Origin of the sequence: Micromonospora sp. WMMC415, assembly GCF_009707425.1 — a bacterium.
Lineage (GTDB): Bacteria > Actinomycetota > Actinomycetes > Mycobacteriales > Micromonosporaceae > Micromonospora.
The window spans coordinates 5,033,021-5,045,873 of sequence record NZ_CP046104.1 but is presented as its reverse complement, the minus strand read 5'-3'; the positions used below and the strand labels follow the sequence as shown (position 1 = coordinate 5,045,873).

The 12,853-nt window shown below is 71.9% G+C and carries 7 protein-coding genes; 2 read left to right on the top strand and 5 right to left on the bottom strand.

Annotated features, from left to right (window positions below; genetic code table 11):
• Positions 1-141 precede the first annotated feature (141 nt).
• The 3 genes from glgB to glgA form a co-directional block, all read right to left on the bottom strand.
• Positions 142-2,244, bottom strand: coding sequence for a 1,4-alpha-glucan branching protein GlgB (gene glgB / locus GKC29_RS23800; RefSeq protein WP_155332944.1), 2,103 nt, complete (start codon positions 2,242-2,244; stop codon positions 142-144).
• A complete protein-coding gene (locus tag GKC29_RS23795) occupies positions 2,232-4,319 on the bottom strand; it encodes an alpha-1,4-glucan--maltose-1-phosphate maltosyltransferase (RefSeq protein ID WP_155332943.1) in 2,088 nt (695 codons plus the stop codon). Before GKC29_RS23795 ends, glgB begins: the two co-directional genes overlap by 13 nt.
• Before the next feature lie 134 nt (positions 4,320-4,453).
• A complete protein-coding gene (gene glgA / locus GKC29_RS23790; RefSeq protein WP_155332942.1) occupies positions 4,454-5,653 on the bottom strand; it encodes a glycogen synthase in 1,200 nt (399 codons plus the stop codon).
• Positions 5,654-5,748: 95 nt separating this feature from the next.
• On the opposite strand from glgA, the gene glgC reads away from it, so the two are divergent.
• Positions 5,749-6,981, top strand: coding sequence for a glucose-1-phosphate adenylyltransferase (gene glgC / locus GKC29_RS23785; RefSeq protein ID WP_155332941.1), 1,233 nt, complete (start codon positions 5,749-5,751; stop codon positions 6,979-6,981).
• Positions 6,978-8,624, top strand: coding sequence for a phosphoglucomutase (alpha-D-glucose-1,6-bisphosphate-dependent) (gene pgm / locus GKC29_RS23780; RefSeq protein WP_155332940.1), 1,647 nt, complete (start codon positions 6,978-6,980; stop codon positions 8,622-8,624). Before glgC ends, pgm begins: the two co-directional genes overlap by 4 nt.
• Positions 8,625-8,629: 5 nt before the next feature.
• Here the strand turns inward: pgm and GKC29_RS23775 are convergent, their stop codons facing one another.
• Both GKC29_RS23775 and GKC29_RS23770 read right to left on the bottom strand, forming a co-directional pair.
• Complete coding sequence (locus tag GKC29_RS23775; protein ID WP_155332939.1) at positions 8,630-9,559, bottom strand: NAD(+)/NADH kinase; 930 nt, start codon at positions 9,557-9,559, stop codon at positions 8,630-8,632.
• A 96-nt stretch (positions 9,560-9,655) separates the two neighbouring features.
• Entirely contained in the window at positions 9,656-12,760 is a 3,105-nt protein-coding gene (locus GKC29_RS23770) for a M14 family metallopeptidase (protein ID WP_155332938.1), read from the bottom strand.
• Between the last annotated feature and the right edge of the window lie 93 nt (positions 12,761-12,853).

Here is a 12,853-nt window from a genome sequence, read left to right as displayed (position 1 = left end):
CTGACGGCGAGGTCCTCCGGCGAACCGGACGCCGCGCCGTCGACGGAGTCGCGAGGGTCACCGCCGGGCGCCGCCGGATGCGGCCGGGACCGCCGAGCCGCCGGAGGCCGCCGGATGCGGCCGGGCGGGCGACGCCGCCGCTCAGGCGGGGCGGAGCCAGAGGACGCCGAGCGGAGGTACGCGGAGCGCCGCCGACGCCGGCATCCCGTGCCAGGGCACGTCCTCGGCGCGTACCTGCCCGAGGTTGCCCACGCCGGAGCCGCCGTAGTGGTGGGCGTCGGTGTTGACCACCTCGGCCCACGTCCCACCGGCGGGCAGGCCGACCCGGTACGCCTCCAGCGGCAGCGCGGAGAAGTTCGCCACGCAGACCAGCGTCGCGCCGTCCGGGGCGATCCGGACGAACGAGACGGTGTTGTTGGCGACGTCGTCCCCGGCGATCCAGCGGAATCCGGCGGGCTCGGTGTCCTGCGCCCACAGGGCGGGCGTGTCGCGGTAGACGCGGTTGAGGTCGCCGACCAGCCGCTGGACACCGGCCCGGCCCGGGTCGTTCAGCAGGTACCAGTCGAGGCCGCGCTCCTCGCTCCACTCCCGGTCGTCGGCCAGCTCACACCCCATGAACAGCAACTGCTTGCCCGGGTGCGCCCACATGTACGCGAGCAGCGCCCGCACGTTCGCGAGCCGCTGCCACGTGTCGCCGGGCATCTTGCCGGCGAGCGAGCCCTTGCCGTGCACGACCTCGTCGTGGCTGATCGGCAGCACGTAGTTCTCGCTCCAGGCGTACGCGAGGGAGAACGTGAGCTGATGGTGGTGGTGCTGCCGGTAGATCGGGTCCTTCGAGGTGTAGAGCAGGGTGTCGTGCATCCAGCCCATGTTCCACTTGAACCCGAAGCCGAGCCCGCCGTCGTCGGTGGACCGGGTGACGCCGGGCCAGGCCGTCGACTCCTCGGCGATCATCACCACGCCGGGGTGGTGCCGGTAGACCGTCGCGTTCGTCTCCTGCATGAACGCGATCGCCTCCAGGTTCTCCCGGCCGCCGTACCGGTTCGGCACCCACTGACCCTCCTGGCGCGAGTAGTCCAGGTAGAGCATCGAGGCCACCGCGTCGACGCGGAGCCCGTCCACGTGGAACTCCTCGCACCAGTAGAGGGCGTTGGCCACGAGGAAGTTGCGCACCTCGCGGCGGCCGAAGTCGAAGACGTACGTGCCCCAGTCGGGGTGTTCGCCCCGGCGCGGGTCGGGATGCTCGTACAGCGGGGTGCCGTCGAAGCGGGCGAGGGCCCACTCGTCGCGCGGGAAGTGCGCCGGCACCCAGTCGAGGATCACACCGATGCCGGCGCCGTGCAGGGTGTCGACGAGGTGGCGGAACTCGTCCGGGTCGCCGAACCGGGAGGTGGGCGCGTAGTAGCCGGTGACCTGGTAGCCCCACGAGCCACCGAACGGGTGCTCCATCACCGGCAGGAACTCCACGTGGGTGAAGCCCAGCCCGGTCACGTACGCGGTCAGCTGTTCGGCCAGTTCCCGGTAGCCGAGGCCGGGCCGCCACGAGCCGAGGTGCACCTCGTAGACGCTCATCGGCTCCTGGTGGGGCGCCCGCCGGGCCCGCCGCTCAAGCCAGGCGGCGTCGTTCCACTCGTACGCCGAGTGGTGCACCACCGACGCGGTGGCCGGCGGCACCTCCGCGTACGCCGCAAGGGGGTCGGCCTTGTCCCGCCAGTGCCCGTCGGGCCCCAGGACGCGGTACTTGTACCGGGCGCCGACCCCGACCCCTGGCACGAAGACCTCCCACACGCCGCTGGAGCCGAGCGAGCGCATCGGCCAGCCGTCGTCCGGGGCCCAGCCGGTGAAGTCCCCGACGACCCGGACGCCGCGCGCGTTGGGCGCCCAGACGCTGAACGCCACGCCCTCGTCGAACACCCGGGCGCCGAGCGCCTCCCAGAGCCGCTCGTGCCGGCCTTCGCCGATCAGGTGCAGGTCCAGCTCGCCGAGGGTCGGCGGGTAACGGTACGGGTCGTCGTGCGGCCGCCCGTCGACCTCGACCCGGTAGTCGAGCACCTCACCGGGGACGACCGCCTCGAAGATCCCGGCGTCGTGGACCCGCTTCATCGGGTGCCGCTCCCCGTCGACGAGGACCGCGACGTCGCCGGCGCCGCGGCGCAACGTGCGGATCGTGGTGCGACCGTCGGTCGGGTGGGCCCCGAGCACCGCGTGCGGATCGTGGGTGTGGCCGGCGATCAGCTGGTCCATCGGGCTTCGTCCTTCGAGGTGGGGGCGGTGCCGCCGGAGAGGTCGTCGGGCACGGCCTCGACGGTGAGGTCGGCCGGCGCGGCGGCCGGCGGTGGGGCCGGCGCGGGCGGGACCGGGCGGCGCACGGTGAGCACGTGCGCGGGTTGCAGGTACGGGTCGAGCCGGACGGCGTTGCGTTGACCCCAGTCGTAGCTGGCCCCGGTCAGCTCGTCGTGCACGGTGAGCCGCTCGTGCCAGTCGAAGCCCAGCGCGGGCATGTCCAGCGTGGTGTTGCCCCACTGCACGCCGTGTGAGTCGAAGGAGCAGACCACGATCACCGTGTTGCCGGTGTCCGCGTCGCGCTTGGACCAGCAGAGCAGCGCCGGGTTGTCGATGTCGTGGAACACCAGGTTGCGGAGCTGGTGCAGGGCCGGGTTGTCCCGTCGGATCCGGTTGAGGGTGGCGATGAACGGGGCGAGCGAACGCCCCTGCGCCTGCGCGCCGGCCCAGTCGCGGGGGCGCAGCTCGTACTTCTCGTTGTCCAGGTACTCCTCGGCGCCCGGACGGGCGACGTGCTCGAACAGCTCGTAACCGGCGTACATGCCCCAGGACGGGGAGAGCAGCGCGGCCAGCACCGCCCGGATCTTGAACATCGGCGGGCCGCCGTGCTGGAGCGACTCGTGCAGGATGTCCGGCGTGTTCGGCCAGAAGTTCGGTCGCATGTAGTCGACGGCCGCCACCAGCTCCTCGCAGTACGCGCGCATCTCGGCCGCCGATGTCCGCCAGGTGAAGTACGTGTACGACTGGGTGAAGCCGATCCTGCCGAGCCCGTGCATCATGGCCGGCCGGGTGAACGCCTCGGCGAGGAAGAGCACGTCCGGGTCGACCTTCTTGACCTCGGCGATCAGCCAGTGCCAGAAGTTCACCGGCTTGGTGTGCGGGTTGTCGACCCGGAAGACCTTCACGCCCTCGCCGACCCAGTGCAGCACCACCCGCAGGATCTCCGCGCGGATCCCCTCCGGGTCGTTGTCGAAGTTCAGCGGGTAGATGTCCTGGTACTTCTTCGGCGGGTTCTCCGCGTACGCGATCGTGCCGTCGGCGCGGGTGGTGAACCACTCCGGGTGCTCGGTGACCCACGGGTGGTCCGGCGCGCACTGCAACGCCAGGTCCATCGCCACCTCCAGGCCCGCCTCGGCGGCGGCCGCGACGAAGTCCCGGAAGTCCTCCGGCGTACCCAGGTCGGGGTGGATGGCGTCGTGGCCGCCCTCGGCGGCGCCGATGGCCCACGGCGATCCCACGTCCTCCGGCCCGGCGACGAGCGTGTTGTTGCGGCCCTTGCGGTTGATCCGGCCGATCGGATGGATCGGCGGCAGGTACAGGATGTCGAAGCCCATCGCGGCGACACCCGGCAGGCGCTCGGCGGCGGCGGCGAACGTGCCGGAGCGGGCCGGCGTGTCGACGGTCGCCGGGATCGCGCCCTCCGAGCGGGGGAAGAACTCGTACCAGGCGGAGAAGAGTGCCCGCTTCCGGTCGACCCAGAGCCGGTACCCGTCGCCGGTGGTGACCAGCTCCCGTACCGGGTGCTTCCACAGCAGGTCGGCCAGCTCCAGCGCGGGACCCACCCGGCGGGGGAGCGGCAGCGCCGGATCGGCGAGCGTGGCGACCGCGCCGGCCACCCGCTTCCGGTTGCCCGCGGGCACCAGCTCGGCGGCGGCGGTGAGCACGCGGACGCCCTCGGCGAGGTCGTTGGCCAGGTCCTCGGGGCCCTGCCCGGCGGCGATCTTCTTGGTCACGGCGTTCTGCCACGTCAGGTACGGGTCGGCGAACGCCTCGACGGTGAACGTCCACTCGCCGACCGCGTCCGGCCGGATGGTGGCGTGCCACCGGTCCTGCCCCGGCTCGCCGGGGACCATCCGGGTGAACGGCCGGGCCTGCCCGTCCGGGCCGAGCCAGACCACATTGCAGCCCAGCGCGTCGTGGCCCTCGCGGTAGGCGCGGGCCGACACCGGGACCAGCTCGCCGACGACCGCCTTGGCCGGGTAGCGGCCGCACGAGACGACGGGGGAGACGTCTTCGATGGGGAAGCGACCAGTCACCGGTTCAACCTACTGCGAGAGATCGCTTCGCGCTCGACCAAGCGCCACGGTCGGTGGCTCGCGCGGCCAGCGGCTGCCGGCGCTGTTGAGAAGGGGCCCTTCCTCTACCGGAGGCGTTAACAGGGGGCCCTTCCTTACATCACCGACCGGTACACCTCCAGGGTGCGCTGGGCGATGGTGTGCCAGGAGAAGTGCTCCACCGCGCGTCGCCGCCCGGCGCGGCCGAGCTCGGCGGCCCGCGCGGGGTCGGCCAGCAGCTCGTTGATCCGGGCCGCCAGGTCGGCGACGAACCGCTCCGGGTGCAGCGGCCGGCCGCTGCCGTCCCCGGCCTGTTCGATGGGTACCAGCAGGCCGGTCTCGCCGTCGGCGACGACCTCCGGGATGCCGCCGGTCGCCGTGGCCACCACCGCGGTTTCGCAGGCCATCGCCTCCAGGTTGACGATGCCCATCGGCTCGTAGACGGACGGGCACACGAAGACGGTCGCGTGGGTCAGCACCTGGATCACCTCGTGCTTGGGCAGCATCTCGGCGACCCACACCACGCCCGAGCGGGTGGCCCGCAGCTCGGCGGCCAGGCTCTCCACCTCGGCGGCGATCTCCGGGGTGTCGGGCGCACCGGCCAGCAGCACGAGCTGGGTGTCGGCGGGCAGCTCCCGCGCGGCCCGCAGCAGGTACGGCAGGCCCTTCTGCCGGGTGATCCGCCCGACGTACACGACGCTGGGGCGGGACGGGTCGATCCCGAGCCGGTCGACGACGTCGGTGCCCTGGTCCGGGGCGTACTGCGTGGTGTCGATGCCGTTGTGGACCACCTTCACCCGGTCCGGGTTCACCGCCGGGTACGCCATCAGCACGTCCTGCCGCATCCCCGCGCTCACCGCGATCACCGCGTCGGCCGCCTCCACCGCCGTCCGCTCGCACCACGAGGACAGCGCGTACCCGCCGCCGAGCTGCTCGGCCTTCCACGGACGCAGCGGCTCCAGGCTGTGCGCGGTCACCACGTGCGGCACGCCGTGCAGCAGCTTCGCCGTGTGCCCGCCGAGGTTGGCGTACCAGGTGTGGCTGTGCACCAGGTCGGTGCCGGCGCAGCCCGCCGCCATCTCCAGGTCCACGCCCATCGTCCGCAGCGCGGCGTTCGCGCCGGCCAGGCCGGGCGGTTCGGCGTACGCGGTGACCCCCGGCTCGGTGCGCGGCGCGCCGAAGCAGTGGACCCGCACGTCGGCGAGGTCGCGCAACTCGCGGGCCAGGTACTCGACGTGCACCCCGGCCCCGCCGTACACCTCGGGCGGGTACTCGCGGGTGAGCAGGTCGACGCGGAGCCGCGGGACGTCGGTCATGCCCGGCACCCTAGTGCAGAAACCAGCACCGCACCGGGTGCGGAACTGTGCGCGTACGAGTGGTGAAGTCGCGGCAGGGTCGCTAGCGTCGGGACATGGCTGCCAAGGTGCTCGCGATCGTCCTGGCGGGTGGGGAGGGCAAGCGCCTGATGCCGCTCACCACGGACCGGGCCAAGCCGGCCGTCCCGTTCGGCGGGATGTACCGCATGGTCGACTTCGTCCTCTCCAACCTGGCCAACGCCGGATTTCTCAAGATCGTGGTGCTGACCCAGTACAAGTCGCACTCGCTGGATCGGCACATCACCCAGACCTGGCGGATGTCGACCATGCTCGGCAACTACGTCACCCCGGTGCCGGCGCAGCAGCGCCGCGGCCCGTGGTGGTTCGCGGGCTCCGCCGACGCGATCTACCAGAGCTTCAACCTGATCAACGACGAGCAGCCCGACTACGTGATCGTCTTCGGCGCCGACCACATCTACCGGATGGACCCGCGGCAGATGGTGGAGGACCACATCGCCTCCGGCGCCGGGGTCACCGTGGCGGGCATCCGGCAGCCGCTGTCCATGGCCGACCAGTTCGGCGTCATCGAGGTCGGTGCGGACGGCCGGCGCATCCGGGCCTTCCGGGAGAAGCCCACCGACGCCGTGGGCCTGCCCGACGCGCCCGACCAGATCTACGCCTCGATGGGCAACTACGTCTTCACCACGAAGGCGCTCTGCGAGGCGGTGGAGCGCGACGCGGAGGACAAGTCCAGCAAGCACGACATGGGCGGCAGCATCATCCCCATGCTCGTCGATCGGGGCGAGGCGAACGTCTACGACTTCAAGGACAACGAGGTCCCGGGGAGCACCGACCGGGACCGTGGCTACTGGCGGGACGTGGGGACGCTCGACTCGTTCTACGACGCCCACATGGATCTGATCAACGTCCACCCGGTGTTCAACCTGTACAACTTCGACTGGCCGATCTACAGCCAGCAACCGCCCTACCCGCCGGCGAAGTTCGTCCACCAGTGGGGCGAGCGGGTCGGCCGGGCGGTGGCGTCGATGGTCTCGCCGGGAGCGGTGATCTCCGGCTCCCTGGTGGAGAATTCGGTGATCTCGCCCAAGGTCAAGGTCCACTCCTGGTCGCACGTGGACGGCGCGGTGCTGATGGAGGGGGTCGAGATCGGCCGGCACGCCGTGATCCGCCGGGCCATCCTCGACAAGAACGTGTACGTGCCCGAGGGGTGCGAGATCGGCGTGGACCTAGAGAAGGACCGGCAGCGTTACACCGTCTCCGACAACGGCATCGTCGTCATCGGCAAGGGCCAGAAGGTGGAGCCGTGAGCACGCATCCCCGCGCGGGTCAGCCCGCCCAGCCGTCCGACCTGGTCGACGTGCCGATGCTGGTCACCGCGTACTACGCGGAGCATCCCGACCCGGAGGACCCGGCGCAGCAGGTCTCCTTCGGCACGTCCGGGCACCGGGGCTCGTCGCTGCGCAACGCCTTCAACTCCGACCACATCCTCGCGGTCACCCAGGCGCTCTGCGACTACCGCCGCGAGCGCGGCCTGGACGGCCCGCTGTTCCTCGGCCGCGACACCCACGCGCTCTCCGCCCCGGCCGCGGTCGACGCGCTGGAGGTGCTCGCCGCCAACGAGGTCACCGTCCTCGTGGACAGCCGGGACGGCTACACGCCCACCCCGGCCGTCTCACACGCCATCCTCACCCACAACCGGGGGCGGACCAGCGGCCTCGCCGACGGCATCGTGATCACCCCGTCGCACAACCCGCCGGACGACGGCGGATTCAAGTACAACCCGACCCACGGCGGGCCGGCCGACACCGACGTCACGAAGTGGATCCAGGACCGCGCGAACGCGATCCTCGCCGCCGGGCTCAAGGAGGTGCGCCGCATCCCGTACGCGCGGGCGCGCGCCGCCGACACCACCGGCTCGTACGACTTCCTCGCCCGCTACGTCGACGACCTGCCGGCGGCGCTCGACCTCGACGCGGTCCGGGCGGCCGGGGTGCGCATCGGCGCCGACCCGCTCGGCGGCGCCAGCGTCGCCTACTGGGGTGAGATCGCCGAGCGGCACCGCCTCGACCTCACCGTGGTCAATCCCACGGTCGACCCGACGTGGCGGTTCATGACCCTCGACGGTGACGGCAAGATCCGGATGGACTGCTCGTCGCCCAACGCGATGGCGTCGCTGATCGCCGCCCGCGCCGACTACCAGGTCTCCACCGGCAACGATGCCGACGCCGACCGGCACGGCGTCGTCACCCCCGACGGCGGCCTGATGAACCCGAACCACTACCTGGCGGTGGCCATCGCCCACCTGTTCCGCACCCGGGAGCAGTGGGGTCCGGCCGCCGCGGTCGGCAAGACCCTGGTGTCCTCGTCCATGATCGACCGGGTGGCGGCCGACCTGGGGCGCCCGTTGCTGGAGGTGCCGGTCGGCTTCAAGTGGTTCGTGCCCGGCCTGCTCGACGGCGCGGTCGGCTTCGGCGGCGAGGAGAGCGCGGGCGCGTCCTTCCTGCGGCGGGACGGCGGCATCTGGACCACCGACAAGGACGGCATCCTGCTCTGCCTCCTCGCGTCCGAGATCATCGCCACCACCGGCCGGACACCCAGCGAGCACTGGGCCGAGCTGGCCGGTCGTTTCGGCGCGCCCGCGTACGCCCGGATCGACGCCCCGGCCACCCGGGAGCAGAAGGCGGTGCTCGGCAGGCTGTCGCCGGATCAGGTGACGGCGACCGAGCTGGCCGGCGAGCCGATCACCGCCACGCTCACCACCGCACCCGGCAACGGCGCACCCATCGGCGGGCTCAAGGTCACCACCGAGAGCGGCTGGTTCGCGGCCCGCCCCTCCGGCACCGAGGACGTTTACAAGATCTACGCCGAGTCCTTCCAGGGCCCCGACCACCTGACCCGCATCCAGGAGGAGGCGAAGAACCTGGTCTCCGCGGTCCTCGCCAAGGCCTGACCGGGTCAGCGGGGTGGGGGCAGTTCGCGGCGGTTCAGCTGGTCGCGGAGGTTGGCCGGGAGCAGTTCCCGGAGCTGTTCGGGGAGCAACGGCAGGTCCAGGAGGCTCAGCTTGAGCTGGTTGCGCTCCTGGTGGCGGCGTGGGTTGAAGCGGACCACCAGCCCGGCGTCGCGGCGGTAGGTCACCTCGACCGCGCCCTCGGTCGCCGCGTCCCGGATCACCAGACCGTCCACCTCCACCGCGACCGGCGCGGATCCCGGTGTCAGCTCCAGCCGGATCCGCTCGTCGGGGGAGAGGATCACCGAGCGGGAGATCCCCGCCATCGGCGCGGACGGCGTGACCACCACGGCGTCGCTCGCCGGGGAGACCAGCGGCCCGCCCGCCGCGTAGCTGTACGCGGTCGACCCGGTCGGCGTACTCACCACCAGCGCGTCGCAGCGGTAGTAGCCGTAGCGCTGGCCGTCCACCCCGAGGGTGGCGGTGACGAAACCCGAGCCCGGCTGCCGGACCAGCGCGACGTCGTTGAAGGCCACGAGGTCGTCGCCGCACACGTCACAGGCCAGGCAGCTGTGCCGCTCCACGACGAAGTCCTTGTTCGCCAGCCGCTCCAGCGCCGCCGGCAGGTCCGGTGGCTCCACCTCGACCAGGAAGCCGAGCCGGCCCAGGTGTACGCCGAGCACCGGCTTCGGGTCCCGGACCGCCGAGCGCAGCGCGCCGAGCATCGTGCCGTCCCCACCGATACTGATCAGCGCGTCGCAGACCGTCGCCACCTCGTCGGCGGGAAGCGGTTCCACGGTGGCGGGCACCCGGTGCCGGTCCTCGGACCGGACCGCCAGGGTCATCCGGTGCCGGGCCACCCAGTCGGCGATGATGCCGACCACCTCGGTGACGTCCCGGGTCGGGTGCAGCACCAGCCCGAGCCGGATCCGATCCATGGTCCCAGCTCACCACACTGTGGGTGGGCTGGGCGGCCGGAAACGGCAGGTGCGCCGGCGGTCCGGGTGGACCGCCGGCGCACCGGGGGAGGACCGTCAGCGGCGCGCCGCCCCCGTCAGGTGGGTCAGCGCCCGCTTCACCAGGTCGTCGCGGGCCGCCGGGGCCAGCCCTTCCAGGCCGAAGCCGAGGTAGACGGTGTCGGCGGTGACCACCGCCGCGCCCTCCTCGAACGCCTGCTGGCTGCGCGCCCAGTCGGTGGCGTTGCCCGCCGAGCCGGGCGGCTGGCCGGCCACCGTCCAGCCGCCCAGGTCGGTCTCGAACGAGGTCTCGGCGACCGTCGCGCCGTCGACGATCACGCGCGTGTCGTCGAGGAAGACCCCCAGGCCCTGGGTACCCCAGTCGGAGACGTACGAGATCGACACCTCGACCTTCTTGCCGGCGTACGCGGACAGGTCGGCCACGAACTCCTGCCAGCCGTTCGAGGCGCCGGTCGCGGCGTTCCAACTGCCGGTGGTGCCGGTCGGCGAGCAGTCCGCACCCTGGTACCGGCCGAGCCACGGGTGCAGCTGCTCCACCCAGCCGGACGCGCAGCTCTCACCGGTGCCGGTGCCGGTCTTCCCGCCCGCGTCCGGCAGGGTCGTCCAGGCGTCGCTGCCCACCTCGTGCGCCTCGACGATCAGGTAGTCCCAGTTCGGCTCGATGTCGTACGAGGTGAAGAAGCGCAGCTCGGCGCTGCTGGCGCCGGTGAGGTCGATGGTGCGGGTGAGCCGCTTGTACGACTCGTCGGCCTGCCCGCTCCACAGGTACCAGTCACCGGTGCGCGGGTCGAACGGCGCGGCACCCGGCCGCTCCCAGCCGACCGGTGCCGAGCTGGCGAACTGCGGGAACTGGTCCCGCGGCAGGAAGCTCGACGTGGTCAGGAACGACGCCGTGTGGTCCTGGTTGGCCGCCGACCCGGGCGCGTTCAGCGTGCCGGCGAAACCGGCGAAGGCGCCGTCCTCGCCGGTCACCGCGTACGGGCCGTCGGCGCCGCTGCCCCCGTCGCTGACGTACGTGTACGCACCCAACCAGTACTGCTGGAAGTCGTTCAGCAGCGGCAGGCAGGTGGCGTCGTCCGGGTCGGTGCACTCCGCCGGCCCGTTCGGCTGGTACGCGTACTGGCCGTTGGCGGCCTGCGCGAACAGCGCGTACTTGCCGCTGAGCAGGAGCTTGCCGCCCTCGTTCAGGTAGTCCCGGACGGCCAGCTCGGTCTCCAGCGCCGACCGGGTCGTCGTCCCCGGCACCTGGCCCGGGGCCCGGGGGATCACGTCGTCACCGGTCTCCCACAGCACCGTCTCGTAGTGCGACAGCACGCCCAGCGGGTGCGGGGCCGCGCGGCCCATCGTGTCGAAGTCGTACACGTCGCTGGTGCGGCCCGCCGCGGTCAGCGCCGCGGCCATCTCGTCGGCGTACTTCGCGGTGGTGACGCCCTGGGCCGGGCTGAGCCCGGTGACGTCCTCCATCGCGAGCACCAGGACGTCGCCACCGATGTCGTCGTGCACCCGGTACGTGAACCGGTCGCTGGTGACCTTCCCGGCTCCCGGCTTGTTGCCGCTGAACCAGACCTCGACCCGGTCGCCCGGCCGGGTGCCGGTCACCGTGCCGCGCAGCTCCGCGTAGTAGTCGTCGTGCGTGTTGCCGTACCGTTCGCCGCCCTGCCACTCGCGCACGCTGACGGTCTTCGGCCGGCTGCCGTTGACCGTGTAGTGCATCCGCACGTTCTTCAGGGCGCGGCGGGTGATCGAGGCGACCTGCTGGCTCCGCCCGTACGACGTGTCGAAGTCGTCGACCACGAAGTCGGCGGTGCTGCGGCCGACCACCGACACCGGGTCGTCGGGGTCGTGCGCGGACTTCGCCACGGCGAGCGCGAACGGCAGGTTCTTCGCCACCTCGGCGGCGATCAGGTCCTCGTCGTCGGGGAAGATGAAGCTGCTGACGCAGTCCTCCGGGCGCCACTCGTCGTCCGGGTCGGAGGCGGCCGCCGCCTGGCAGGTCGACATCTCGGGGGTGAAGCCGAGGGTGCCGTAGCGGACCGTGGCGTGCGTGTCGGTGTCGCCGTTGGTGGTGTACAGCTCCGCCGAGATGTCCGGGTCGTAGCCGGGCACCGCCGGGTTGGCGTCGTCGCCGACCATCGCCTCGTAGATGACGTCGTCCGGGGTGGGCGTGCTCACCTGCCAGCCCACGCCGTAGAGCAGCAACTGGGCGGCGGAGTGGTAGTTGACGAGGAACTCGAAGCCGACCCGCCGGAACAGCTGGTCCAGCGCCCTGGTCTCGGGCTCCGAGTTCGGGCCCGGGCCGCGGTAGGTGTCGCCGTTCGGGTCGGGGGAGGAGCCCTCGTTGTCGTACCCCCACTTGTAGCTGAAGTTGCGGTTGAGGTCGACGCCGTCGGCGGTGGTGATCCGCCCGTCACCGTCGTTGTCCCGCAGGTTCTTGCGCCAGAGGCGGTTGCCGGGCGTGAAGGTGTGGTCGTAGCCGTCCGGGTTGGCGACCGGCACGAACCACAGCTCGGTGGTGTCCACCAGCCGGGTGATGTCGCGGTCGCTGCCGTAGTTGTCCAGCAGGTGGTGCATCAGGCGCCGGGTCATCTCCGGCGTGATCCACTCGCGGGCGTGCTGGGCGCTCGCGTAGAGCACCGCCGGCCGCTTGCCGTCACGGACCTTCTTCGCGTCCTTGGTGACCTTGACCGCGAGGATCGGCTTGCCCTGCACCGACCGGCCGATGGTCTCCACCTTGGTCAGTCGCGGGTACCGCGCGGCGGTGGCGGTGATCTCGTCCCGGATCCCGCCCGGCTCGCTGTAGGAGCGGAACGCCGACCAGCCGGCCGCCGCCTGCTCGCGCAGCGCCTGCGAGGCGTCCTTGCCGCGCACCTTCTTGACCTCCAACTTCACGCCCTGGCCGGCCAGTCGTGCCGCCTGCCGCTTGCTGAGCACCGTCTCGATGCGGGTCTGCCCCGACCGGTCGGTCTCGGCGTGGTCGTGACCGAGGTCGACGCCGGCGTGACGCAGCTTCTCCAACTGCTCCGGGTTCACCGTGCCGACGTACACCTCCAGACCGTCGCGGCCGGCCGGGTCGGACGGCGGCCGCGCGCTTGCCGGTGCGGTCAGCGCGAGCGCGCCGACCAGAGTGAACACGCCGACGATCGCCAGCCGTGTGCGCCTCATTGCGCCTCCTGGTGTGGAAGGACCTGTGAGGCGAGCTTTTCGATGGCGATGAGATATGTCAATGCCCTTAAGGACACCGGCTTGCTTGCGGGC